Origin of the sequence: Kitasatospora sp. NPDC058218 (assembly GCF_042882445.1) — a bacterium.
GTDB lineage: Bacteria > Actinomycetota > Actinomycetes > Streptomycetales > Streptomycetaceae > Kitasatospora.
Map to the genome: position 1 here is coordinate 36777 of NZ_JBHVWC010000044.1, position 23025 is coordinate 59801.

Below are 23025 nucleotides of genomic sequence, written 5' to 3' on the forward strand. Positions count from 1 at the left end.
GCCCGGGCCGGAGCGCGTCGCCCCGGCCGTCGCCCTGACCCTCGCCCCGGCGGTCAGCCCGACCGGCGGGCGATCAGGGCCGCCAGGCCGTCCAGGATGCGCTCCAGACCGAACTCCAGCGCCTGGTCGCGGCCGTCCTGCGCGGTCATCGCCGCGGCGAGTGCCGGGAAGCGGTCGGCGTGCTCCTGGACCAGCCCACCGAGGAGGGCGAGCAGCTCCGACTCCGGCGCGCGGCCCGGCCCGGCCGCTCGGGCCTGCTCGGTGATGCTGCGGACATGGCCGGCCAGCAGGACGGCGGAGTCCATCCGCTCCGGCCCGGTCAGCCCGGTGCCGTCCAGGGCGGCCACCACCCGTTCCAGCCAGCCGAGTTCCTTCGGGCCCAGGATCCGGGGGCCGACGGTGGCGTCCGGCAGCCAGGGGTGTGCGCCGAAGGTGGCGGCCAACTGGCATGCCAGAGCGTGGAGTTCGGTGCGCCAGACGGGTGGTTGGTCCTCCTCGGCGCGGGTGGCCGGCGCGGCCCGGGTCGGTTCGTCGATCGCCGTCTCCACCATCAGGGCGACGAGTTCGGCCTTGCCCGGCACATAGCGGTAGAGCGACATCTTGGTGTAGTCGAGCAGCCCGGCCACCCGCTGCATGGAGACGGCGCCGAGCCCCTCCGCGTCCGCGATCTCGATGCCGGCCCGGGCGATCCGCTCCAGGCTGAGCGCGGGCTTGGGCCCCCGGGTCGGCTTCTGGTGCGGGCCCCAGAGCAGTCGTGCCGTGTCGCCCGCTCCGCCGCCGGATGTGCTGCTCAAGCCCCGCTCCCGTCCCGATCTCCGCCGGCGCCCTTGCCGAACCGGCCCAACTGTGTCTACCGTACACAGCAATGAACAGTGTCCGCCAGACACAGTTTTTGGATCTCCTGGACGGAGTGGTTCCCATGGGTGCGAAGGTTCTCATCTCGGGCGCGAGCATCGCCGGCCCCGCCTTGGCGTACTGGCTGGGGCGGTACGGCTTCGAGCCCACCGTCGTCGAGCTGGCCCCGGCTCTGCGCGGCGGCGGCCAGGCCGTCGACTTCCGCGGCGACACCCATCTGACCGTGCTGGAACGGATGGGCCTGCTCGACGAGTTGCGCCGGCTCGACACCGGCGGCAGCCCGATGGGCTTCGTCGACCGGCGCGGTCGCCGACTGCTCGACCTGCCGGCCGACTTCGCCGGTGGCGACGTCGAGGTGCCGCGCGGCGAGCTGGCCCGACTGCTCCACCGGCACAGCCTGCCGTCCACCGCGTACGTCTTCGGCGACTCGGTCACCGCGCTGGAGGAGACGCCGACCGGTGTCCGGGTGGAGTTCCGGCACGGCGCCCCGCGCGAGTTCGACCTGGTGATCGGCGCGGACGGACTGCACTCCACCGTCCGCCGGCTCGCCTTCGGCCCCGAGCAGCGCTACGTCCGCCACCTCGGTTACTACGCCGCGACCTGGCAGTTGCCCAACTACCTGGACCTGCCGCCAGGTTCGGTCGGCCTCAATGTACCGGGCCGGCTCGCCGCCGTCGGTGCGGACCACCGGGACCCGTCCAGGGCGGGCGCCTTCCTCCTCTTCGCCGCGCCCGAACTGCGCTACGACCGGCACGACCAGGACCAGCAGAAGGCGCTGATCACGGACGCCTTCGCCGACCTCGGCTGGGAGGTGCCGCGACTGCTGCAGAGCCTGCGCGAAGCCCCGGAGCTGTACTTCGACTCGATCAGCCGGGCGGACGTCCCCGCCTGGTCCACCGGCCGGATCGCCCTGGTCGGGGACGCCGCCTGCGGGGCCACCATCGGCGGCATGGGCACCGGCACCGCGGTGGTGGCCGCGTACGTCCTGGCCGGCGAACTCGCCCGTGCCCGGGGCGACCACCGCACCGCCTTCACCCGGTACGAGAACGCCGTGCGCGGCTACGCCGAGGGCTGCCAGAAGGGCGGCGACCGGACCGGGCCGTTCCTGGCCCCGGGCACGGCGACCGGACTCCGGCTGCGCAACGGGCTGTTGGGCCGGCGGTGGATCATGAACCGGATGCTGGCGATGGGCAGGCAGGTCGGCAGCACCATCACGCTGCCCGACTACCAGACCGAGCTCGCCGCCCGCTGAGCCTCGGCGGCCCCGTCGTGCGAGGTGGCGGACGGGTCGGCCGACGGCGCGTGCCTCGATCGCGCGGCGTGCCCCATCCGATAGCCGATCCCGCGCACGGTGATGATCCAGCGGCTGCTTCCGAGCTTCGCCCGCAGGGTGCTCACATGCGTGTCGATGGTGCGGCTGGCCTGCCCCCAGTCGCTCCCCCACACCTTCGCCATCAACTCCTTGCGCGACACCACGGTCTCGGAGTTGGCGGCGAGCACGTAGAGCAGCTCGAACTCCTTCGACGTCACATCGATCAACCGGTCCCGCAGGCGCACCTCGCGGGTCCGCGGATCGATGTGCAGCGGGAGCAGCGAGATGGCCTCGGGAGTCGCCGGCCCGGGACGGCGGGAGGAGCGGCGGAGCACCGCGTCGATGCGCGCCCCCATCTCCCGGAAGCCCCAGGTCTGCGCGACACAGTCGTCGGCCCCCGCCTTCAGCGCGAGCACCCGCTCCAGCTCGTCGTCGCGGCGGGTGAAGGCGATCAGCGGGACATCGCTCTCGGTCCGCAGGCTCCGGCACACCTCGATGCCGTCGACATCGGGCAGTTCCAGCGAGAGCAGCACCAGATCGGCCTCGCGGTACGTGCGCAGGGCCTGTGCCCCCGTGCCGACGCTGCGGGCCAGGAACCCCTGCCGGCGCAGATCGCGCACCATCGACTCGGCCGAGGTGATCTCCCGTTCCACCACGAGTACGTTTCTCATTCCGAGCTCCTCCTCCGGACGCCACGCCCCTCCGTACCCACCCCCGTTCGCCCCCCGAGTCGCTGCCCGGGCGCCGTTCGAATGTCAAAGTACCGCTTCGAACGAAAAGGTCACGAGATAGAGCCGGTCGGCCGGATTCCTGCTCCGACCTGCGAAGACATCCTCCGGAAACGCTCTCGCCACGGATCCCGCCGGGCCGCCCGGCCGGGCGGCACCGCATGCTCCGGAGGGCGCCCCCAGGCCTTCTTCCGCTGGTCAGAGGGCTGTTGGGGCGGGTGGCGGTGCGGCCGGGGGCAGGTCCGGGCGGGGCGGCCCGGCGCACGTGTCAACAACTCGTGAAATCTGCCACGGCGTTCGGATTCTGACGGCGTGACACGGGGTCAGGGGGCGGGCGGAGAACGGTCGGCGGGCGGGGGGAGAACGGCGGGAGGCCACCGAAGGCCCGGGGGACGGGTTGCCTTCGGTGGCCGTTCAAGGGGGGTGGACCGGGCGGCGGGGTGGAGACCCCGCCCCGCCCCGAGTCGCCCTAGGCGGTCGGGCGCTTGGCGGGGAAGCCGTGGCCGCGGGCGACCAGGACCACCACGAGCACCGGCAGCAGGAGCAGCAGCACCGTCCAGGGGAAGGAGTCGCTGCCGCTCACATCGAGCAGGACGCCGCCGATGATGCCGCCGGCGGCCATCGCGACGTTCCACAGCGTCACGAGCATCGTCTGGGCCGCGTCGGCCTGGTCGCCGCCCGCGTCGGCCACCGCCGTCTGCAGCAGGGTCGGAATGCCGCCCCAGCCCAGGCCCCACAGGGCGGACGCGACGTACACCAGGGCCGTGTTGTCGGCGAGCACCGCGAGCAGCAGCGCCGCCACGGCGACGAGCAGCGTGCTGGCGACGGTGAGCGAACGCAGCTTGGCGTGGATCTGCGAGCCGACGATCCAGATGCTCGCGAGCGAGGCACCGCCGAACACGAGCAGGACCAGGTCGGTGCTGCCGCCCAGCCCGTGGTCGTCGAGGAAGGTGGCGATGTAGGCGTACAGCACGGTGTGCGCGAGGACGAAGACCAGCGTCACGAACAGCACCGGCGTCACGCCGGGCACGCTCAGCGCCCGCAGCATCTTCGGCCGCTCGCCCGCCTGCTGGCCCGGGTAGTCCGGCACGGTCGCGGAGATCCACAGCAGCAGCAGGACGGTCAGCCCGGTCATCGCGAAGAACGGCACCCGCCAGTCGGTCTGGGTGCCCAGGAAGGTACCGGCCGGCACACCGAGGGAGAGCGCGACCGGGATGCCGGCCATGGCGATGGCGATCGCCTTGCCCTGGAGCGCGACGGGAGCCATCCGCCGTGCGTAGCCCGCGAGCAGGGCCCAGGCCAGACCGGCGGCGACACCCGCGACGAACCGCGCGACCATCGTCAGCCCGTAGGCCGAGGACACCGCGGTGACGGTGTTGGCCACGGCGAAGCCCGCCATCGCGGTCAGGAGCAGGCGCTTGCGCCGCCAGCCGGCGGTGGCCGAGGCCAGCGGGATCGCGGTCAGGGCGGTGCCGATCGCGTAGATCGTGACCGTCTGGCCGGTCGCGGACTCGCTCACCCGCAGGTCCGAGCTCATCGAGGGCAGCAGACCGGCGGGCAGGGTCTCGGTGAGGCTGGTGATGAAGACGGCGGTGGCGAGGGCGATCAGGGCGAGCAGAGGAAGCTTCTGCGGCTCCTCGCCACCCGCCGCCGCGGGTGGCGAGGAGCGGGTCTCCGAGCCGGGAGCGTCGGTGATGTCGGGTGAGGTGCTCATGGGGTGTGCTCCGGGTGTTCCAGGGGAAGGGACGGGTGGTGCGAAGGGGCGGCCGGAGTTCCGTCCGGGGGTCGGCCGGGCCGGTGGGCCGGGTCCGCCGCCCGACCGGGTACCGGCCGACGGCGAGACGGCCGGTACCCGGTCGAAGACGCCGACGACGAGTCGGCCGGACAGGACCTACTAGGCGTGGCCCAGGCCGCCGTCGACGGGGAGCCGGGCGCCGGTCGTGAACGTCGCCTCGGTGGCCAGGAAGAGCGCGGCGCGGGCGACCTCCTCGGCGGAGCCGAGCCGGCCGAGCGGTGGCAGCGGGGCGGCACCCGCGGGCGCCGCCTCGATACAGCCGGGGGCCACCGCGTTGACGCGGATGCCGCGCGAGACCAGTTCGGCGGCGAGCGTGCGCACGGCGGCGGAGGACGGAGCCGGGGCGGTGAGCACCACCGCACCGCCGTCCCTGAGGTACGGCAGCAGCGGGCGGACGCCGGCCACGGCGTCGGCGAACAGCAGGTCGGTGTCGTCGATGCCGGTACCGCCGTCCTCGGCGCTCTCGACGACGGTGGCGGTGGAGCCCAGCTCGGCCCTGGCCCGGGCGCGTTCCTCGGCGGTCCGGGCGGCCAGCAGGACCAGCGCCCCGCCCTCCACCAGCCGTTTGGCGATGGCCAGGCCGATGTCGGTGTCCTGGCCGAGGACGACGGCCCTGCGGCCCGCGTACCTGGTCATCCCGGTTCACTCCTTCCACCGCTCGGCGACTCGCTGGTCCGACAGTGCCCGAGGGTGCTTGCGGAACGCTGCGGATCCGCTGACGGTCCGCTGAGGGTCGGCTGACGGCCCGTCGAAGATCCCCCGGGTCGGGCCGGCGCCCCCGGGGCGCGGTACGGTGGCCGACATGCGGTTTGGGGTACTGGGACCACTCGTGGTGTGGGGCGACGACGGCGAGGAGATCACCGTCCCCGAGGTCAAGGTCCGGGGGCTCCTCGCGGACCTGCTGGCCCACGGCGGCGGCCCGGTCTCCGTCGACCGCCTGATCCACGACCTGTGGGGCGACGAACCTCCCGGGAAGCCCGAGGGCGCGCTCCAGGGCAAGGTCTCCCAGCTGCGCCGGGTGCTCGGTCGGGACCGCGTGGTGCGCCAGGCCGCGGGCTACCGTCTGCGGCTGGACCGCGGTGCGCACGAGGTGGACGCCGACCGCTTCGGCGCCCTGGTGGCCGAGGCCGGCACCGTCCGCGACCCGCGCGCCCGGGCGGCGCTCCTCACCGAGGCGCTCGGCCTGTGGCGGGGGCCGGCGTACGCGGACTTCGCCGACGAGGAGTTCGTTCGCGCGGCGGCGTGCCGTCTCGCCGAGCAGCGGCTCTCCGTCCTGGAGGAGCAGGTCGAGGCGAGGCTGCTCGCCGGTGACCGCACGCTCCTCGCCGGCGAACTCGCCGACCTCGTCGCCCGGCACCCGCTGCGCGAGCGGCTGCGCGCCGTCCAGATGCGCGCGCTCTACCTCGCGGGCCGCCAGAGCGAGGCCCTCGCCAGCTACGAGGACCTCCGCTCCCGGCTCGCCGAGGACCTGGGCGTCGACCCCGCTCCCGCCCTGACCGCCCTCCACCGGGCCGTCCTGAGTCAGGACCCCGGCCTGGGCGACGGCCTCGTCGCCCCGCCGTCCCGGACGGCGCCCGCCGAGCGCGCGCAGCCCGCGGAGCTCGTGCGTCCCGCCGAGCCCCGGCAGCCCCTGCTCCCCGTAGGGCCCGAGTGCGTGGAGCCCGCCGATCCGCGCGTCGCGTCGCCCTCCGCCGGCGCCGTGGACGGCGTGGCGCCGGCCCCGCCCGTCGGCGAACAGTCGAACCTGCCGGTGCCGCTGACCCGCCTCATCGGGCGCGAGCAGGCCGTCACCCGGGTGTTCGGACTGCTGGACGAGACCCGCCTGGTGACACTCGCCGGCGCCGGCGGCGTCGGCAAGACGCGGCTGGCCGTCGCGGCGGCGGCGGCGGTCGCGGAGCGGGGCCCGGCCGGCGAATGGCCCGACGGGATCTGGCTGGTGGAGTTCGCCGGGGTCCGCGGCGGCACCGCCGCCGACCTGGCCCAGGTCGTCGCCACCACGCTCGGCATCCGGGACGACGCCCCCGCCGCGCCCCCGCGCACGGGCGGCGGGGCGGGCGCCGCCTCGCCGGCCCACCGGCTCGCCGCGGCGCTGCGGGACCGCCGCACCCTGCTGGTCCTGGACAACTGCGAGCACGTCGTCGACGCGGCGGCGGAGCTCGCCGGGCTGCTGCTGCGGACCGCGTCCGGCCTGCGGGTCCTGGCCACCAGCCAGGAGCCGCTGGGCCTGACGGGCGAGGCCGTGTTCCTGGTCGAGCCGCTGCGCACCGACGACGCCGTGCGACTGTTCAGCGAGCGCGCCGCCGCCCACGACCCCGGCTTCCCCCGCGACCCGGACCGGGGCGACCTCGCCGACCGCGAGGCCGTCGCCGAGATCTGCCGCCGGCTCGACGGCATCCCGCTCGCCCTGGAACTCGCCGCCACCCGTGTCCGCACGCTGGGGGTCAGGGAGCTGGCGGCCCGGCTCGGCGACCGGTTCCGCCTGCTGAGCTCCCGCCGGCGCGGCGCGCCCGCCCGCCAACAGACCCTGCGCGCCGTGATCGACTGGAGCTGGGAGCTGCTCAGCGCACCCGAACGCATCGTGCTGCGCCGCCTGGCGGTGCACAGCGACGGCTGCGACCTGGACGCCGCGGAGGCCACCTGCGCGGGCGACGGCGTGAGCCGCGACGAGGTCCTCGACCTGGTGACGCGGCTGGTCGACCGCTCCCTCGTGGTCGTCGTGGACCTGCCCACCGGGCGGCGCTACCGCCTCCTGGAGTCCGTCGCCGCCTACGCCACCGAACGCCTGCACGAGATGGCGGATCTCGCCGCCGTGCGCGGCCGGCATCTGCGCTACTACCTCGCCCTCGCCGAACGCGCCGAGCCCCGGCTGCGGGGCGCGGGCCAGCGGGCGTGGCTCACCCGGCTGGACGCCGAGGCGGGCAACCTGCGGGCGGCCCTCGACGAGGCGGTGCGCCGGACGCCGGAGGGCGACGGCGACGAAGCGGTCCGCCTCGCCACCGCCCTGGCCTGGTGGTGGCTGCTGCGCGGCCGGCTCACCGAGGGCCTCCGCAGCCTGGCCGCGGCGCTCGCCGCCGCGCCCCGACCCACCTCCGAACTCGCGCTCCTGCACGGCGCGTTCGCGCTCCTCACCGGAGACCGCGCGGAGGCGCACGCGCTGGCCTGCACCGTCGCGTCCGCCGGTGCCGTGCCCGATCCGGTGCGCCGCGCCCGGGCCCTCTGGCTCTGCGCCTACGGCCTGTTCAGCGCGGGCGAGGCCGCCGAGGGCGAGGCGCTGAACGCGCGTGCCCTCGCCGTCTTCGCCGAGGAGGGCGAGCAGTGGGGCACGGCCGCCGCGCTCGGTCTGCGGGCCACCCTCGCACTGGTCCGCGGCGACCTCGCCGGACTCGGCCGCGACGGTCTGCGCAGCGCCGCGCTCTTTCGTGAACTGGGCGACGGCTGGGGCGAGTTGCAGACCGTATCGCCGCTCGCCGCGCTGGCGGAGATCAAGGGGGAGTACGCGGACGCGGCCCGCCGCCAGCGCGAAGGGCTGCACATCGCCAGGGAGTTGGGGCTGGAGGCCGAGGTGTCGGCCCGGCTGTCCGGGCTCGGCCGGCTCGCCCTGCTGGCCCACGACTGGGAGCGGGGCCGCGACCTGCACGAGCAGGCCCGCCGGATCGCGGCCGAACAGGGCTACAAGTACGGGGAGATCCACTCCGAGATGGGTCTGGCACTCGGCGCGCGCCGCTCCGGCGACCTGGCCGCCGCCGAGGCGCACCTGCTGCACATTCGCGACGGCTACGCCGAGGTGTCCTCGGAGGCGGGCGACCACCTGCTCCTCGCGGAGCTCGGCTTCGTCGCCGAACTCCGGGGCGACGCCGAGCTGGCGGCCGACCGCCACCTGCGCGGTTGGGCGGTCGCCCGCTCCCTCGACGAGCCGCGCGCGCTGGCCCTCTCCCTGGAGGGCCTCGCGGGCGCGGCCGTGGTGGCCGGTCGGGGGCGCGCCGGGCGGACCGGCGCCGAGTGTGCGGCGCTGCTGCTCGGTGCGGCGGACGCGGCACGCCGCGGCGTGGGGGCGCCGCTGCCGCCGGCCGAGCGCGGTGACACGGACCGGATCGCGGCGGCGGCCCGGGCCGACCTGGGGCCGGCCGCCTTCGAGGAGGCGTTCGAGCTCGGCCGGCGGCTCACCGCGGCCCGGGCGCTGGGCCGCGCGGGCGAGGCCCTCGGCTGGCGGGCGACGGGCGACGACGGCGGGAGCCGGTGGTGAGCGGGCGGTGAGTCCGTGGTGAGCCGGTGGGGATGTTCGGGTGTGGCCGGGCGCCCGGACCGGGCAAGGGCGGGCGCCCGGCCTGCTCAGGCCCGCGCGTAGCGGTTCGCGGGTCGCTCCAGCCCCAGGTGCCCCCGCAGCGTGGTCGCCGTGTACGCGGTACGGAAGGCGCCGCGGCGCTGCAGCTCGGGCACCAGGGCGCGGGTGATGGCGTTGAGGTCGTGCGGCAGGGCCGCCGGCCGGAGCCGGAAGCCGTCCAGGCCGGCGGACCGCCAGTCGAGCAGCAGATCGGCCAGGTCGGCCGCCGTGCCGGTGAAGACGGCCGCGTCCGAGGCGAGCTCGGCCCCGGCCAGTTCGTCCAGGCGGGCCTTGCGGTCGGCGGCGGAGGCCGCGCTGTCGTCCAGCAGGACGATCAGGTCGGCGAACCGCCTCAGCGGCCGGGCCTCGATGTCGCGCCCGGTGGCGGTGACGGCCTCGTCGACCTGGGCGAGGATCCGCTCGACACCGGGGCGGTCGTGCGGGGTGACGAAGACGAGGTCGGAGGCGCGGGCCGCGAACTCGTACGGCGTCGAGGCGTGGGCCAGGCTCGCCACCAGCGGCTGGCCCTGCGGCGGGCGCGGGGTGATGGACGGCCCCCGGACGCTGAAGTGCGGGCCCTCGAAGTCGATGTGGTGCAGCTTGTCGCGGTCGATGAAGCGACCCGTCGCCGCGTCCCGGATCTCCGCGTCGTCCTCCCAGCTGTCCCAGAGCCTTCGGGCCACCTCCACGACGTCGGCGGCCTCCGCGAAGAGCGGGCGGAGCCGCTTGGCGATCAGCTCGGGGTCGCGGATGTCGTCGTCGGTGAGTTGCGGCGTGGTGCGGCGGCCGAAGTGGGCGGCGTCGGAGGCGCGGGAGGCGATCTGCGGCCGCCAGCCCGCCCGGCCCTTGGCGGCGTGGTCGAGGGTCGCGATGCCGATCGCGAGGTGGAACGGCTCGGTGTGGGTGACGTTGGTGGTCGGCACCAGGCCGATGTGCTCGGTCAGCGGCGCGAGCAGGGCGGCCAGCAGGACGGCGTCGATGCTGCCCCGGACCTGGTCGGCGCGGTCGTCGGGGCGGTGGAAGGGGGAGGACTGCAGACCGAGGCCGTCCTCCAGGGTGACGAAGTCGAGCAGACCGCGCTCGGCCTCGGCCACCAGGTCCGTCCAGTAGCCGGGCGAGAACAGCTCCGACGGCCGGGCGTCCGGGGCCCGCCAGGCGGCCGGGTGCCAGCCCGCACCGTCGAGGGCGACGGCCAGGTGCAGCGGGGAGTTCGACGGTGCGGCGGTCACGATGTCTCCTTCGGGGAGCCGAGGCCCAGGTGGTCGCGGAGCGTCGTCCCGGTGTAGTCCTCGCGGAACACGCCCTTCTCCTGCAGGATCGGAACCACCCGGTCCACGAAGTCGTCCAGGCCGTCGGGTGTCAGATGCGGGACGAGGATGAAGCCGTCGGCGGCCTCGCTCTGCACGAAGTGGTCGATGGTGTCGGCGACGGTGCGCGGGCTGCCGACGAAGTTCTGTCCGCCGTGGACTTCGATCATCAGCTGGCGGATGCTCAGGTTCCTTTCCTCGGCGATCTTGCGCCAGCGTCGCGCGGTCTCCTCGCGACCCTTGCGGAACACCGAATGCCCCTTCAGCAGGTGGGCGTCGGGCTCCGGCTCGACATCGGGTAGCGGCCCGTCCGGGTCGTACTCGGAGAGGTCCCGGCCCCACACGCCCTCCAGGTGGGCGATCGCGGTCTGCGGGCTCACCTGGGCGCGGGTGATCTCGTCGGCGTAGGCCGCGGCCTCCTCGTCCGTGTCGGCCACCACGGCGGTCGCGGTGGGGAGGATCTTCAAGTCCCCCGGGCTGCGGCCGTACTTGGCGAGCCGGTCCTTCACGTCCCGGTAGAAGGCGCGGGCCTCGTCGGGCCGGTTGTACTTGCTGAAGATGATCTCCGCGTCGGATGCGGCGAACTCCCGGCCCACGTCCGACTCGCCGGCCTGGATGATCACCGGGTGGCCCTGCGGACCGCGCGGGGTGGTGAACCGGCCCGCGATGTCGAAGTGCGTGCCCCGGTGGGTGAAGGTCCCGGCGCCGGGGCGCACGAACGCGCCGGCCGCCGCGTCGGCGCGCACGTCGTCCTCGGCCCAGCTGTCCCACAACTCGCGGGTGGTCTGCAGGAATTCGGCGGCCCGGGTGTAGCGGTCGGCCTCGGCGAGGAAGCCGCCGCGGCGGAAGTTCTCCCCGGTGAAGGCGTCATAGCTGGTGACCACGTTCCACGCCGCCCGCCCACCGCTGAGCAGGTCCAGGCTCGCCAGCCTGCGGGCCACCTCGTAGGGCTCGTTGAAGGTGGTGTTGAGGGTGGCGGCGAGTCCGAGCCGGTCGGTGACCGCGGCGAGGGCGGCGAGCACCGTCAGGTTGTCCGGGCGGCCCACCACGTCCAAGTCGTAGACGTGGCCCTTGTGTTCGCGAAGCCTCAAGCCCTCGGCCAGGAAGAAGAAGTCGAACTTGCCGCGTTCCGCCGTCCGTGCGAGCCGGATGAACGAGTCGATCGCGATCTGGCTCTCGGAGCGGGGGTCCGTCCAGACGGTCACATTGTGGATGGCCGGCAGTTGCACGGCGAGGTGCACCGGCTTCTTTCCGGCGTGTTCTGCGGCAGCAGGCACGGAGCTTGCTCCTTCGGGGGAAGGGCCGGCCCCAGGGGAGGCCGGCCGGGTGGCCACGCGTCTGCGGTCCGGTCCACGGGGCGGCTGTGATCACCAGACTTCACCGAACCAATGTGGGAAACAAGGGAATTCGGGTCAGGGATCTGTGGGGGAGTGTCAAGGAGTGTCAACAACGAGAACGGCGTGCAAAGCAGTTGTGAGTGCTCTGTCTCTTCGTGTCGACGGATCTGTCCCCCGTCGCGGCATTCGGCCTACTGTGCGGCCATGGATCTCTTCTCACTGCCCAGACTCGGAGTCGTCGTCCCCCCGGAGAACCCCACGGCGGAGCCGGAGTTCAACCGATTGATCGGTGCTGCCATGCACGTGTACACCTCCCGCTTCCCCAACACCCCGGGGGTGGAACTCAGGGAGATGCTGGAGACCTACAACCGGGTCCTTCCCGACACCCTCGACGGCTTCGGCGGTATGCGGCTGGACGCGGCCGTGGTGGCCTGCAGCGCCTCGCACTACCTGCTGGACCCGGACGGCGACCTCGCCCTGTGCGAGGAGATGTCGAACCGCTCGGGCTTCCCCGTCACCTCCTCGACGCAGGCGATCCTGGCCGCCTGCGAGGCGCTCGGGGTGAGCCGGCTGACCCTGGTCTCGCCCTACCAGCCGTGGCTCACCGACACCTCCCGGGCCTTCTGGGAGCGCGCCGGGCTCACCGTCGACGGCGTCGTCCTCGTCCCGGCCGGGCGGACCGCGGACGGCGCCGACCACTTCGACCCGTACGAGGTGACCACGGCCCGGATCAGGGAGCGAATACGGACCCACCTGCGGGAGAACCGTCTCCCCGACGACTCCGCGCTGCTGTTCACCGGTACCGGTATGGGCACCCTCGGCGCACTCGGCGAGCTCGCGCGGGAGGACACCGGCGGCCGCCCGCTGCTCTCCTCGAACCTGGCGTCCGCCTGGTGGGCGTGGCGCGCGACGGGCCGGCGGGCCGGGGCCGGGTTCTCCGGGGAGGTGCATCCGCTGCTGCGGCGCCTGGACGGGGCCGTCGGGCGGCCCGACCGGCGACGGAACGCGGCCTGACACGCCGTCCGCCCCCGGGCGGCCGCGCCGTGGTGGGCCCGGGGTCAGCCGGCAGCCCGGGGCGGGTGCGGCCGGGTGCGGTCCGGCCGGGCTGTCACGTCCGGGTCGTCACGTCCGGGTCGTCACCGCAGCGGAGCGATCCGGGCGCCGCCGTCCAGCACCGCCTCCAGCGCGACGGCGGCCCGGGCCGGCCGCTCGACGGCCAGGGTGTGGTCCGGCGTGGGCCGGTCGGCCGTCCAGTCCGGGCCCTTGGCGGCGATCCGGGTGACCCGCCGGCTCCCCGCCGCCAGCAGGAACTCCGTGCCCTGCGGTGAACGCCACCACGTCCAGCCCACCGTGTCCTGCTCGAACCGGCTGCACGCCCGGCCCGGCCCGCCGCCCGTGCGCTGCGGGCCCCGGGCGTTCGGCAGCAGTACGGCCGTCGCGGCGCTGCCCTCGCCGTCCCAGCGGTCGGCGCGCAGGCAGACCCAGGACGCCGCACCCGCGTTCTGCGGCAACTGCTGCACCGCGAACGCCCAGAGGTTGAGCTGCTTCACACCGGGGGTGCCGTCCGGCACCGCGCAGGCCGCGCGCGCCCAGGCAAGCAGCGCGTCCGGGCCGACCGCCTCGCGGGGCTGCCGGGCCGGCTGGGTGCGGTCCGGGGGCGGCGTGTAGCTGAGATGGGCCGGGACGAGCCCGCCGAGGTCGGCCAGCAGGAAGGCGTGCTTCTCGGCGATGGTGGAGGAGGAGCGCACCTGGAGCACGGTGGCGCCCCGGCAGTCCGCGAGCGCGCCCGGGGAGCTTGAACCGGGGGAGCCCCCGCCCGGTGTCGCGGCCGGTGTCGCGGCCGTCACGCCGTCCACGCGGTCCAAGGGCTTGGCGGGCGCGTCCGGTTGGTCGATCCGCCGGGTGTCGGCCGCGTCGATCCAGGGGGCGAGCAGGTAGCGGGCGGTGGTCCCCTGGCGGCGCAGCACCACCGCGCCGGCGGTGGTGACCGAGGAGTCGTCGGCGCGGGCGAGGTCCAGTCCGCCGCCGCGCCCGTCGGTCCAGCGGGCCAGCCGCCCGCCGTCGTACAGGACCACCACGGCCGTGCCGTCGACCGTGCCGGCGAACAGCAGGTGCGGCGGGCCCTGCGGCGGGGTCGTCGCGGTGCCCGGTTCGGCCCTGGTCTGCGGGCCGGGGCGGGCCCAGGCGGCGAGTGCCCGGCCGAGCAGGGCGGTGTCGTCGCGGCGGTCGCCCCGGGCGGGCCAGGCGGAGAAGTCGATCCGGGCGGTGTGCTGCCACTGGTCCGGCGCCACCCGGAGCAGCCGGGCCGGGTCGGGTGCCGAGCCGCCGGGCGGGGCGGCGGGCGGGCCGGCGGGCGGCCCGGCCGGGGCCGGGCCGCCGGAGCCGCCCAGCACGGCGGCCGTGGTGGTGAGCGCGAGTACGGCCACCGCGACCGAGGCGCCGAAGGCCCGGCGACGGCGCAGCAGGTCGGTCGGCTGGACGCGCACCGCGCACGGGTCGAAGGCCGGCAGGCCCGGCTCCGGTCCGGCGGAGAGCTGCGCGGCCTCGGCGACGGCCCGGTCGGGGTCGGCCACGCCGGCCCGTCGCAGCACCTCGGCGGCCCGCCCGGGCGTCAGCTCCTCCACGGTCAGCAGCGCGAACGCCGACCGGGCGGGGGCCTCCAGAGCGGTCAGCTCCCGGTCCAGCGCCGCGTCCTGTTCACCACCGCCGGGGGTGAACAGCCGCAGACCCCAGACCCGGGGCGTCAGCAGCCGGTCGGCGGGCCGCGGCCGCAGCGCGGCGCGCAGCACCCGCAGGCGCAGGGCGGCGTACAGCGGGTCCTCGCCCGCGTCCGCCGGCTCCTCCAGCCGGGTCCGGCGCGACGGCAGGGCCCGCTGCACGGCGGCGTGCGCGGCGAGCACCCGGCTGTGGCGGTCCCGGTCACCCGGCAGGGCGAGGTAGGCCAGCCGGACCAGTCGGCGGTAGTGGCGCACCAGCGTCGCCTCGGCCCGGGCCACCGGACGCGCGCTCGCGCCCTGGGGCGGTGCTCCGCCGTCTATCCGTCCTGCCAACGAATCCTCCCCGGGCCCGTGTGTCGTGTGTCGGCGGACGGTCCAACGAGTCGATCATGTGATGGTTGCGCCGTCCGGGGTGGAGTTCTGCGATCCGGCGGCGGCACGCTCGGCGATCCGACGGGCCATCCCGCCGAAGACGACGGCGTGGAACGGCGCCACCGACCACCAGTACGCGTGCCCGGCCAGCCCGTGCGGGTGGAACAGCGCCCGCTGCCGGTAGCGGGCGCCGCCGACGCCGTCCGGGGTGACCGACAGCTCCAGCCAGGCCAGACCGGGCAGCCGCATCTCGGCGCGCAGGCGCAGCAGCCGCCCGGGCTCGATCTCCTCCACCCGCCAGAAGTCCAGTGAGTCGCCGACCCGCAGCCGCGCCGGGTCGCGCCGCCCCCGGCGCAGGCCGACGCCGCCGGCCAGCCGGTCGAGCCGGCCGCGCAACGCCCAGGCGAGCGGGAAGGAGTACCAGCCGTTCTCGCCGCCGATGCCCTCCACCACCTGCCAGAGCGCGGCCGGCTCTGCGGCCACGGGCCGCTCGCGGACGTCCTGGTAGAGGCTGCCGCCGGCCCAGTCCGGGTCGGTGGGCAGCGGGTCGCTCGGCGCTCCGGGCAGGGTGGCGGAGGACCAGCGGGTGGCCACCTCGGCGTCCCTGATCCGCCGCAGTGCCAGGCGCACCGCCTCGTCGAAGCCGGTCGGACCGCCCGGCGGGTCGGGCACGTACCGGGCGAGGTCGTGCTCGCCGCAGACCACCTCGTGCCGCAGCGACTCCACCAGCGGCCGGGCGAGCGCGTTGGGCACGGGCGTGACCAGGCCCACCCAGTGGCTGGAGAGCCGGGGGGTCAGCACCGGCACCGGCACGATCAGGCGGCGCGGCAGTCCGGCGACGGCGGCGTAGCGGTCCATCATCGCGCGGTAGGTGAGGATGTCGGGCCCGCCGATGTCGAAGGCCCGGTCCACCTCCGGCGGCAGCCGCGCCGCCGCGGTGAGGTGGTGCAGCACGTCCCGGACGGCGATCGGCTGGATCCTGGTGCCGACCCAGTTCGGGGTGACCATCACGGGCAGCCGCTCGGTGAGGTAGCGGAGCATCTCGAACGAGGCCGACCCGGATCCGATGATCACCGCCGCCCGGAGCTCGGCGGTCGGCACCCCACCGGCCCGCAGCTGCCGGCCGACCTCGACGCGCGACCGCAGGTGCGGGGACAGCTCGGCGGCCGGCACCCCGGCCGGGTGGAGGCCGCCCAGGTAGACGATCCGGCGCACGCCCTCCCGCGCCGCCGCCTCGCCGAAGGCCCGGGCGGCGGCCCGGTCGGTCGCCTCGAAGTCACGGCCGGTGCCGAGCGAGTGGATCAGGTAGTAGGCGACGTCGATGCCGGCGAACGCCCCGGTCAGGGAGGCCGGCCGGGTGACGTCCCCGGTGGCGGCCTCGACCGCGGCCCGCCAGGGGTGGTCGCGCAGTCGCCCCGGGTCGCGGACCAGGCAGCGGACGGAGTGCCCGGCGGCCAGCAGCTCGGGGACGAGCCGGCCGCCGATGTAGCCGGTGGCGCCCGTCACCAGGCAGCGCAGCGGTGCGTCGGGGGTGCTCGGTCCGGCCATGATTCCTCCAGGGAGCGTCGGACGCGGTGCGGGGCCGGGGCCCGCCGCCCCGGGGGCGCTCCCGGTCCGGTGCCGTTGTCCCCCGGCGTCGGCGGTGCAGCCGGTCCGGTGGTGCAGCGGGCCAGGTGGTGGGCGGACCGGCCGCCGTCCTTCGCCAGCTTGGCCGCCCCGCGACCGGGCCGCCACAGCACCGGTCCGGTCCGGGCCGCGCCGTAGGCTGTGAGGGGAGCGTTCGACGGCGGCGCCGTTGGTCCCGGGCTGTCGGCCCCTTGGCCCCTGGCCACGGGTCCGGCCGGGGGCCATGCTCCAGATACCCGGCCGGACGACGGTCGTCCGGGGGACATCGGCTCGTGGACGAGGTGACCGGCGTGCGGCATGCCAGCGTCGAATCAGTGATGACCAGCCCCGTGGTGCGGATCGCGCCCGAGACCGGGTTCCGGGAGATCGTGGCGCTGCTCGCGGAGTACGACATCACGGGCGTGCCGGTGGTGGACGCCGACGGGCGGCCGCTGGGCATCGTCTCCGAGGCCGACCTGCTGCTCACCCTGGCAGCCCAGGAGGACCAGGGCAGCCTGCTGCCGCCGCCCGAGCTGACCCGGACCGGTCCGGGAGGCGCCGTCACCGCCGCCGACCTGATGACCGGCCCGGCCGTGTGCACCACGCCCGGCACCAGCGTGGTCGTGGCGGCCCGGCTGATGACCCGGCACGGGGTGAAGCGGCTGCCGGTGCTGGACGAGGAGGGCCGGGTGTTCGGCATGGTCAGCCGGGGCGACCTGCTGCGCGTCTTCCTGCGCGAGGACCGGGTGATCCACCGCGAGATCGTCGAGGAGGTGCTCGGCCGGATCGAGGGCGTGAGCCCGGCGGAGGTCGGCGTGGAGGTCGACCAGGGCCGGGTGGTGCTCAGCGGCAGCGTCCCGGCGCCGCACCTCGTCCCGATCGTGCTGAACCTGTGCCGCTCGGTGGACGGCGTCGTCTCGGTCACCGACCGCCTCGGCAGCAGCGACGCGCCCGCCGTCGTCGGCTGACCGCCTTCCGGCCCCCTCGCCCCGCCCTTGCCGCCCGCCCGCGCGGTTCCGGCTGCTGCGGCACTGCGGCTGCTCCGGCTCTCCGCTCGCGGACCGGGAGCGTCCGGTTCGCATACTGCGGAGAGTATCGGGTAAGTCACTCCTTGTGTACGGCGGCGCCGGGTCGCCGGCGCGCAGGGTTTCCGGGGAGGCGGCCGTGGCAGTCGTGTTCGACGCGGACTTCACTTCGACCAGGCAGTGGGTGGCGGGCCGCAGCAGTGCCTATCCCCGGATGGGGCCGACCAACCGGGGCGATCACAAGCTCGACTTCCTGAGCCGCGCCTACTGCCCCGACGGGGTGTTCACCGCCACCCGGCGGCACGGCGGAGACCTCTGGACGTGCAGTCTGCTCACCACCGAGGGCAGCCCCGAGGCGTTCCAGGTCCGCACCGGCGACGCCCTCACCGCACGGGTCACCCTCCCCGTCGAGATGGGGGCCTGGCCCGCCATCTGGACCTGGCGGGACGGTGGCAACGAGGTGGACGTCTTCGAGTACCACCCCGACCACCCGGACCTGCTGGAGATCTCGAACCACGTCCGCGGCGGCTTCCGGTACTGGCACGGCGCGGCCGCCGGGATAGCCCCGGGCGCGACCTTCGACCTGCGGACGGTGCTGGGCGCGCACTCGGTGGACTGGTTCGTCGACGACACGCTCGTGCACGCCGACCGGCGCGGGGTCGGGCCCGACTTCCACGCGTACCTGATCGTCAACCTCTCGGTGGCGGACGGCACGTACCACGACCGGCCGTCGGCGGCGGGGCCGGACCGGCTGAGCTGGGCCTGCCACAGTCTGCGGGTCGAGCGCTGACGACGGTTCCCCGGGGTCCGGCGGGCGGGCCGGCCGGGTGGTGGGCGCGGGGAGCTGCGGTGCAGCTCCCCGGTCAGTGCTCCGGCGGGAACGTCGCGGTGACCAGGCCGCGGGGGCCGGTGCGCTGGAACCAGACCACCCGGCGGTGCGGGCCGATGTAGGCGGGGTGCGTCACGTACAGGTCGTCGCGCGGGGCGCGTTCGTTGCCGGGGGCGAGTGCGGCGTCGACCGCGTCGGCGGCGATGGCGGCCAGCAGCGCGTGCGCGGTGGCGGCGGCCGCGTCCGGCGCGATGGCGAGCGCGGTGAGCTCCTCCCAGAGCCGGGTGGAGACGTAGAAGATCGGCGAGTGGCGCAGGGCCGGATGCAGCCGTCTGTCCTCGTAGCGGCGGAGCACCCCGGCCGCGACGAGCCGCTCGCGGTCGTCGGCCGGCGGGTGGTGGTCCATGGGCCTCAACGCTACCCCGACGGGCCCGATCGACGTGCCAGGAGCGTTTTCTCAGACAATCCTCAGGTCCGCCGGGGTGCCCGCGGGCGCACGATGGTGGTGAGGCGCCGATCACCTCGATGGGCCCTGCCGGGCCGGAGGAGGAGACCGTGATGGGGCATTGGAACGGTCCGCGCCATGGGCACGGCCACGTGTTGGGCGGTTGGGGTTACGGTCTGCTGGCGGTCGTGCTGCTGGTCGCCCTGGTGGTGCTGGTCCTGGCGGCCGTGGCTCTGGTCCGCCATCTCTCCCGGACCTCGCGGGGCGCGCGACCGGTACCGCCGGGAGCGTGGGGGCCGGGTGTCGGGGCCGGGTCGGCGGGGCCGCCACGTCGGGCGGTGTCGCCGACGGCGGAGCACCTGCTCGCCGAGCGGTTCGCGCGCGGCGAGATCGACGCGGAGGAGTACCGCCGGCGGTTGGACGTCCTCCGGGGCGCGGACGGTCCGGGTGAGGGCGGCGCGGGGGAGCCGCCCGGCGGCGGATGACGACGCAGGGCCCGCCGCGCGAGCGGCGGGCCCTGCCGGTGTCGGGAGGCGGGTGGTGCTACTCGACGACGAGCTCCACCGGGATGTTGCCCCGGGTGGCGCGGGAGTAGGGGCACACCTCGTGCGCCTGCTTGACCAGCAGCTCGCCGCCCTCGCCGGCCAGCGTGTCCGGCAGCTCGACCCGCAGGACCACGGCCAGGCCGAAGCCGGCGCCGTCCTTGCCGATCGAGACCTCGGCCGTGACCGAGACCTCGCTGGTGTCGACGCGGGCCTGCCGGCCGACCAGGCTCAGGGCGCTCGCGAAGCAGGCCGCGTACCCGGCCGCGAACAGCTGCTCGGGGTTGGTGCCCTGGCCGCTGCCGCCGAGGGCGGGCGGCATCGCCAGGGCCAGGTCCAGCTGTCCGTCGGAGCTGACAGCGCGGCCCTCTCGCCCGTTCGCGGTGGCCACTGCGGTGTAGAGCGCGTCCATGGGTCCGGTCCCTTCCGTCCTGCATCGGTGGTGCTTCTGTCCCCGGCGGCCGGTGGGGCCGCCTTGTGAGAACAAGTAGAGCACGCAATTCAATTGCGCACAACTGAATGGTGCGGGCGATCGGTACCATGGGGTCATGGCCACGCCCCCCGAGACCGCCCCCGTCGACACCGCTTCCCCCGCCGCCGCACACCCCGGCCCCACGGACGCGGACCGGCTCCACGGTGAGCAGCCGCTGCGCGACGAGGACCTGCTCCGCCTCGACCAGCAGATCTGCTTCTCGCTGAACGCCGCCTCGCGGGCCTTCGGCGGCGTGTACCGCGTCCTGCTCAAGGACCTGGGACTCACCTACCCCCAGTACCTCGTCATGCTGGTGCTCTGGGAGCACGGCGAGCTGCCCGTCAAGCGGATCGGCGGACACCTGCGGCTGGACTCCGGCACCCTCTCCCCGCTGTTCAAGCGACTGGAAGCGGCCGGCCTGGTCCGCCGTGAACGCAGCCCCGAGGACGAGCGCTCCGTCACCGTCAGCCTCACCGACGCCGGGCGCGAGCTGCGCGACCGTGCCGGCCAGGTGCCGCGCCGTCTGCTCACCGCCACCGGCCTGCCGGTCGAGGACCTGGCCGCCCTGCGTGTCCTGCTCAACAGGGTCACGGGCGCACTGGACTCGGCGGTCCTCGCGGACGGCGCCGAGGACTGACCGGCATTCCGGTGACCTGCGGGATCCGGCCGTTCCCGCCTTCCGGACGTGCGACCCTTGCCCGGTGGACTCTGCCCTGCCCGAAGGATGGACGCTCGAACGTGTACGTGCGCTGTCGGGAGACGAGACCGCGGCTCTGCTCCCGCTCCAGCGGCTGGTGGTCCTCGAACTGGCAGGGCAGGCCGACTACGAGGCGCTCCCGCCCGAGGTGATCATCGACTTCCAGGGCCTGTGCCTGGTGAGGGCCGAGGGTGACGACGACTGGTACATGGGACAGGTCGACTCCGACGGATCGGTGATCTGCTGGTCGTCCTACGGCAGCGACCTCGGTGATGCCATCCTCGGCCTCTGATTCCCGCGTGAACGCGCCGCCCGGCCGGTCGGCGGTCCCGGACGTGTGTTCCAGGCGGCCGACGGGCAGCGCCACCCGGCGGCGGTTCGCGGGTTCACGCCGCGTGAGTGTTCAGGCGGCCGCTCGTTCACGCCGCCCGGTTGTTCAGACGGTCCGCAGAGTGTTCAGGCGGTCCGCTCGTTCAGGCAGAGAATGTTCCCTTCGCTGTCCTTGAACCAGGCCGCGCGCATGCCCTCGGCCTCGACGACGCCGTTGACCGTCTTCAGGCCCGGTAGGTCGTACTCCTCGAACGTGACCCCGCGGCCGCGCAGCGCCGACATCTCGCCGTCCAGATCGGTGACCTTGAAGCTGGCCAGTGTGTGCGCGGACTGTCCGGCGCTCGGCGTCTCGTACATGCCGAACTCCGTGCCGCCGCACTCGAAGCTGACGTCCTGCTCGTTCTCGTCGGTGAGCTTCAGACCGAGGGTGTCGGTGTAGAAGCGCTTCGCCCGGGCCAGATCCGCTGCCGGGATGATGGCCACCAGTGGTGCGTCTCCAAGCATTGCCATCGCCTCCTCCTTCCAGGCTAGACGAATGAGTCCGACTCGATCAGCCGGCGGACCTCCTTGGCGGGATGCCGTCGCGCCGGGGCGGCGTCCCATCCGTCGAGTTCCTCCGATCTCGTCGTCGATCTTCACGTAAGGTGCGGTCGAGAGGGTCTCCAAGTCGGGCGTCACAAGCGGATCTTGGAGGCCTTCGCCACGTCCGCAGGCCCGAGGTCGAGGCCCATCGCTCGAAAGATCTCGGCCTCGCGTCGACCGAACGGAGCCCAACCGCCATGCCGGACACAACCTCGGCCAAGCCCGGCCCTCGTGAGGTCCTGGCCCGCTACCAGCGGGCGATGCTCGACAAGTCCGCGGACGACCTGGCCGATCTGTACGCGGCCGACGCCGTCCACGAGTTCCCGTTCCTCTTCCCCGGCATGCCTGCGCGTTACCAGGGGCGCGAAGAGGTTCGCGCGGGCTACCGAGCGGCCTGGGGTGCGAGCCCGGCGCAGCCGCAGGAGATCCGCGAAGTCGTCGTGCACGAGAGCACCGACTCCGAGGTGATCACCGTGGAGCAGGTCGTCACCGGGACCGTGACCACGACCGGCCAGACCTTCAGCCTTCCCGGCCTCCTGGTGCTCCGGGTCCGCAACGGCCGGATCGTGCATGTCCGCGACTACATGGACGGGCTCGGCGTGGCGCACGCCATGGGTCGACTGGCCGCCGTGGTAGCCGGCCTCGGCGACCGCCGCTGAGGCTCTGGCCCCGGACTCGCTCGTCCAGGTACGCCGGGGCCCGTCCGCCCAGGGCTCGCGGCGCCCGGAGCCCGGCGTGCAGGGCAGGTGGCGGGCTGTCACCCCGAGGCGGTGCCGTTGCCGCACACCGTGTCACCGGTCGTGCGGCACGCGCTCCAGGACGCCTCCGGCGAAGACCTCGTAGAGCGGCAGCGTCTCCAGGTGCACATAGCCGATGTGGCAGTCGCAGACCGGCAACGGGCAGGGCCGGCTGCGGAGCCGGGGCCGGTACGAGCCGTCGTAGAGGTTGCCGAGCTCGTCCCGGACGAAGTGGCAGCGGCGGACGGTGCCGTCGCCGTCCACCGAGAGCACGGAGTCACCCGTCCGGCAGGGCAGGCCGGCACTCGGGTGGGCGTGCCGGCTGTAGCCGAAGTGCCGGTCCAGCGCCGTCCAGTCGGCGGCCTCGGCATCGGTGTAGGCGAGGCCCTCGGCGGCGTTGATCCACAGGTAGACGGCGGGATCCAGCGCGGCACGGAGCCGGCGGGCCTCCGCGAGGTGTTCGGGCCGGCCGACCACGCCGACGCTGTACCGCACACTGAGCGCGTCGAGCTCACGGCACTTGGCGAGGAAGCGCTCATGGCCGACCTGTCCGGGGTGGTAGGTCACCCAGAGCGCGAGGGCGTCGAGGTCGGCCTCGGCCAGCCAGTCGGTGCGGCAGCTGAGGTTGGTCTGGATCGCCACCCGGCGCACGTGCGGCAGCCGGCTCAGCCCGACCATCGCCCGCCGGTACCAGGACCGGACCAGCCCCTCGCCCCAGGGGGTGAAGAGCACGGACAGCGTGTCGCCCGTCCCGGCCCGCCCGCCGGCCCAGGCGGTGAACCGCTCCAGCGCGGCGCGGTCGGCGCGCAGCTGCTCGGGTGTGTCACGCCGCTTGGCGAACGGACAGTACGGGCAGTCGTAGTCGCAGGAGGACAGCGGGCCCCGGTAGAGCAGGGTCAGGTCGAGTCCGCCGTCCGGCGCGGACGATGAAGCGGGTGCGGGTGCGGGTGCGGGTGCGGGCGCGAGGTCGTGGCCGGGCCCGGCGTCGCCGGGGGTCGGTCGGGGCGTGGGCATGCC

21 protein-coding genes are annotated in these 23025 nt (G+C 74.7%); 9 read left to right on the top strand and 12 right to left on the bottom strand.

Annotation, left to right across the window (positions count from 1 at the left end):
* Nucleotides 1–53: 53 nt before the first annotated feature.
* Nucleotides 54–794, bottom strand: a complete 741-nt coding sequence (locus ACFVYI_RS26330; protein ID WP_387889826.1) for a TetR/AcrR family transcriptional regulator — start codon at nucleotides 792–794, stop codon at nucleotides 54–56.
* 125 nt (nucleotides 795–919) lie between these two features.
* Between ACFVYI_RS26330 and ACFVYI_RS26335 the strand changes: the two genes are divergently transcribed.
* Nucleotides 920–2107, top strand: coding sequence for an FAD-dependent monooxygenase (locus ACFVYI_RS26335; protein ID WP_387889827.1), 1188 nt, complete (start codon nucleotides 920–922; stop codon nucleotides 2105–2107).
* Here ACFVYI_RS26335 and ACFVYI_RS26340 read toward each other — a convergent pair.
* The 3 genes from ACFVYI_RS26340 to ACFVYI_RS26350 all read right to left on the bottom strand — a co-directional run bounded on the left by ACFVYI_RS26340 (nucleotide 2080) and on the right by ACFVYI_RS26350 (nucleotide 5326).
* Complete coding sequence (locus tag ACFVYI_RS26340; protein ID WP_387889828.1) at nucleotides 2080–2838, bottom strand: response regulator transcription factor; 759 nt, start codon at nucleotides 2836–2838, stop codon at nucleotides 2080–2082. The two genes, ACFVYI_RS26335 and ACFVYI_RS26340, sit on opposite strands and share 28 nt — an antisense overlap.
* A gap of 526 nt (nucleotides 2839–3364) precedes the next feature.
* Complete coding sequence (locus ACFVYI_RS26345) at nucleotides 3365–4609, bottom strand: MFS transporter (protein WP_387889830.1); 1245 nt, start codon at nucleotides 4607–4609, stop codon at nucleotides 3365–3367.
* Nucleotides 4610–4789: 180 nt separating this feature from the next.
* Nucleotides 4790–5326 carry an SDR family oxidoreductase gene (locus ACFVYI_RS26350; protein ID WP_387889833.1) on the bottom strand — a complete coding sequence of 179 codons (537 nt, stop codon included), beginning with the start codon at nucleotides 5324–5326 and terminating at the stop codon, nucleotides 4790–4792.
* A gap of 166 nt (nucleotides 5327–5492) precedes the next feature.
* Between ACFVYI_RS26350 and ACFVYI_RS26355 the strand changes: the two genes are divergently transcribed.
* Nucleotides 5493–8933 carry a BTAD domain-containing putative transcriptional regulator gene (locus tag ACFVYI_RS26355; RefSeq protein ID WP_387889835.1) on the top strand — a complete coding sequence of 1147 codons (3441 nt, stop codon included), beginning with the start codon at nucleotides 5493–5495 and terminating at the stop codon, nucleotides 8931–8933.
* Between the two features lie 86 nt (nucleotides 8934–9019).
* Here the strand turns inward: ACFVYI_RS26355 and ACFVYI_RS26360 are convergent, their stop codons facing one another.
* Together ACFVYI_RS26360 and ACFVYI_RS26365 are read right to left on the bottom strand one after the other, a co-directional pair.
* A complete protein-coding gene (locus tag ACFVYI_RS26360) occupies nucleotides 9020–10240 on the bottom strand; it encodes an LLM class flavin-dependent oxidoreductase (RefSeq protein WP_387889837.1) in 1221 nt (406 codons plus the stop codon).
* Nucleotides 10237–11595 (bottom strand): NtaA/DmoA family FMN-dependent monooxygenase, encoded by a 1359-nt coding sequence (locus ACFVYI_RS26365; RefSeq protein WP_387889840.1) that lies wholly within the window; start codon nucleotides 11593–11595, stop codon nucleotides 10237–10239. Before ACFVYI_RS26365 ends, ACFVYI_RS26360 begins: the two co-directional genes overlap by 4 nt.
* Before the next feature lie 264 nt (nucleotides 11596–11859).
* Between ACFVYI_RS26365 and ACFVYI_RS26370 the strand changes: the two genes are divergently transcribed.
* Nucleotides 11860–12669 (top strand): arylmalonate decarboxylase, encoded by an 810-nt coding sequence (locus ACFVYI_RS26370; RefSeq protein ID WP_387889841.1) that lies wholly within the window; start codon nucleotides 11860–11862, stop codon nucleotides 12667–12669.
* A gap of 122 nt (nucleotides 12670–12791) precedes the next feature.
* Here the strand turns inward: ACFVYI_RS26370 and ACFVYI_RS26375 are convergent, their stop codons facing one another.
* Nucleotides 12792–14705 carry a hypothetical protein gene (locus ACFVYI_RS26375; protein WP_387889844.1) on the bottom strand — a complete coding sequence of 638 codons (1914 nt, stop codon included), beginning with the start codon at nucleotides 14703–14705 and terminating at the stop codon, nucleotides 12792–12794.
* Between the two features lie 54 nt (nucleotides 14706–14759).
* Nucleotides 14760–16292: an SDR family oxidoreductase gene (locus ACFVYI_RS26380; RefSeq protein ID WP_387889847.1), complete on the bottom strand. Its 1533-nt coding sequence runs from the start codon at nucleotides 16290–16292 to the stop codon at nucleotides 14760–14762.
* 395 nt (nucleotides 16293–16687) lie between these two features.
* Between ACFVYI_RS26380 and ACFVYI_RS26385 the strand changes: the two genes are divergently transcribed.
* Together ACFVYI_RS26385 and ACFVYI_RS26390 are read left to right on the top strand one after the other, a co-directional pair.
* Nucleotides 16688–17317, top strand: a complete 630-nt coding sequence (locus ACFVYI_RS26385) for a CBS domain-containing protein (RefSeq protein WP_387889850.1) — start codon at nucleotides 16688–16690, stop codon at nucleotides 17315–17317.
* Nucleotides 17318–17513: 196 nt separating this feature from the next.
* Nucleotides 17514–18164, top strand: a complete 651-nt coding sequence (locus ACFVYI_RS26390; RefSeq protein ID WP_387889851.1) for a beta-glucanase — start codon at nucleotides 17514–17516, stop codon at nucleotides 18162–18164.
* A gap of 73 nt (nucleotides 18165–18237) precedes the next feature.
* Here the strand turns inward: ACFVYI_RS26390 and ACFVYI_RS26395 are convergent, their stop codons facing one another.
* Entirely contained in the window at nucleotides 18238–18609 is a 372-nt protein-coding gene (locus tag ACFVYI_RS26395) for a hypothetical protein (RefSeq protein ID WP_387889852.1), read from the bottom strand.
* Nucleotides 18610–18761: 152 nt separating this feature from the next.
* Between ACFVYI_RS26395 and ACFVYI_RS26400 the strand changes: the two genes are divergently transcribed.
* Nucleotides 18762–19133 carry an SHOCT domain-containing protein gene (locus ACFVYI_RS26400; protein WP_387889854.1) on the top strand — a complete coding sequence of 124 codons (372 nt, stop codon included), beginning with the start codon at nucleotides 18762–18764 and terminating at the stop codon, nucleotides 19131–19133.
* A 58-nt stretch (nucleotides 19134–19191) separates the two neighbouring features.
* Here the strand turns inward: ACFVYI_RS26400 and ACFVYI_RS26405 are convergent, their stop codons facing one another.
* Nucleotides 19192–19602 carry an organic hydroperoxide resistance protein gene (locus tag ACFVYI_RS26405; protein ID WP_387889856.1) on the bottom strand — a complete coding sequence of 137 codons (411 nt, stop codon included), beginning with the start codon at nucleotides 19600–19602 and terminating at the stop codon, nucleotides 19192–19194.
* 136 nt (nucleotides 19603–19738) lie between these two features.
* On the opposite strand from ACFVYI_RS26405, the gene ACFVYI_RS26410 reads away from it, so the two are divergent.
* Complete coding sequence (locus ACFVYI_RS26410; RefSeq protein WP_387889857.1) at nucleotides 19739–20299, top strand: MarR family winged helix-turn-helix transcriptional regulator; 561 nt, start codon at nucleotides 19739–19741, stop codon at nucleotides 20297–20299.
* Between the two features lie 64 nt (nucleotides 20300–20363).
* Nucleotides 20364–20651 carry a hypothetical protein gene (locus tag ACFVYI_RS26415; protein ID WP_387889859.1) on the top strand — a complete coding sequence of 96 codons (288 nt, stop codon included), beginning with the start codon at nucleotides 20364–20366 and terminating at the stop codon, nucleotides 20649–20651.
* Between the two features lie 164 nt (nucleotides 20652–20815).
* Here ACFVYI_RS26415 and ACFVYI_RS26420 read toward each other — a convergent pair whose 3' ends face one another.
* Complete coding sequence (locus ACFVYI_RS26420) at nucleotides 20816–21199, bottom strand: VOC family protein (protein ID WP_387889861.1); 384 nt, start codon at nucleotides 21197–21199, stop codon at nucleotides 20816–20818.
* A gap of 269 nt (nucleotides 21200–21468) precedes the next feature.
* Here ACFVYI_RS26420 and ACFVYI_RS26425 point away from each other — a divergent pair, with 269 nt between their 5' ends.
* The gene (locus ACFVYI_RS26425) at nucleotides 21469–21930 is read left to right on the top strand and encodes a nuclear transport factor 2 family protein (RefSeq protein WP_387889863.1); all 462 of its coding nucleotides are present in this window, start codon (nucleotides 21469–21471) and stop codon (nucleotides 21928–21930) included.
* A gap of 132 nt (nucleotides 21931–22062) precedes the next feature.
* Here the strand turns inward: ACFVYI_RS26425 and ACFVYI_RS26430 are convergent, their stop codons facing one another.
* Nucleotides 22063–23022 carry an STM4011 family radical SAM protein gene (locus ACFVYI_RS26430; RefSeq protein WP_387889866.1) on the bottom strand — a complete coding sequence of 320 codons (960 nt, stop codon included), beginning with the start codon at nucleotides 23020–23022 and terminating at the stop codon, nucleotides 22063–22065.
* Between the last annotated feature and the right edge of the window lie 3 nt (nucleotides 23023–23025).

Coding starts and splice junctions, on each gene's coding strand:
- ACFVYI_RS26395 (WP_387889852.1), bottom strand. CDS start 18,609: ATGGACCACCACCCGCCGGCCGACGACCGCGAGCGGCTCGTCGCGGCC.
- ACFVYI_RS26430 (WP_387889866.1), bottom strand. CDS start 23,022: ATGCCCACGCCCCGACCGACCCCCGGCGACGCCGGGCCCGGCCACGAC.
- ACFVYI_RS26370 (WP_387889841.1), top strand. CDS start 11,860: ATGGATCTCTTCTCACTGCCCAGACTCGGAGTCGTCGTCCCCCCGGAG.
- ACFVYI_RS26335 (WP_387889827.1), top strand. CDS start 920: ATGGGTGCGAAGGTTCTCATCTCGGGCGCGAGCATCGCCGGCCCCGCC.
- ACFVYI_RS26385 (WP_387889850.1), top strand. CDS start 16,688: ATGACCAGCCCCGTGGTGCGGATCGCGCCCGAGACCGGGTTCCGGGAG.
- ACFVYI_RS26380 (WP_387889847.1), bottom strand. CDS start 16,292: ATGGCCGGACCGAGCACCCCCGACGCACCGCTGCGCTGCCTGGTGACG.
- ACFVYI_RS26355 (WP_387889835.1), top strand. CDS start 5,493: ATGCGGTTTGGGGTACTGGGACCACTCGTGGTGTGGGGCGACGACGGC.
- ACFVYI_RS26420 (WP_387889861.1), bottom strand. CDS start 21,199: ATGGCAATGCTTGGAGACGCACCACTGGTGGCCATCATCCCGGCAGCG.
- ACFVYI_RS26345 (WP_387889830.1), bottom strand. CDS start 4,609: ATGAGCACCTCACCCGACATCACCGACGCTCCCGGCTCGGAGACCCGC.
- ACFVYI_RS26410 (WP_387889857.1), top strand. CDS start 19,739: ATGGCCACGCCCCCCGAGACCGCCCCCGTCGACACCGCTTCCCCCGCC.
- ACFVYI_RS26340 (WP_387889828.1), bottom strand. CDS start 2,838: ATGAGAAACGTACTCGTGGTGGAACGGGAGATCACCTCGGCCGAGTCG.
- ACFVYI_RS26425 (WP_387889863.1), top strand. CDS start 21,469: ATGCCGGACACAACCTCGGCCAAGCCCGGCCCTCGTGAGGTCCTGGCC.
- ACFVYI_RS26400 (WP_387889854.1), top strand. CDS start 18,762: ATGGGGCATTGGAACGGTCCGCGCCATGGGCACGGCCACGTGTTGGGC.
- ACFVYI_RS26350 (WP_387889833.1), bottom strand. CDS start 5,326: ATGACCAGGTACGCGGGCCGCAGGGCCGTCGTCCTCGGCCAGGACACC.
- ACFVYI_RS26405 (WP_387889856.1), bottom strand. CDS start 19,602: ATGGACGCGCTCTACACCGCAGTGGCCACCGCGAACGGGCGAGAGGGC.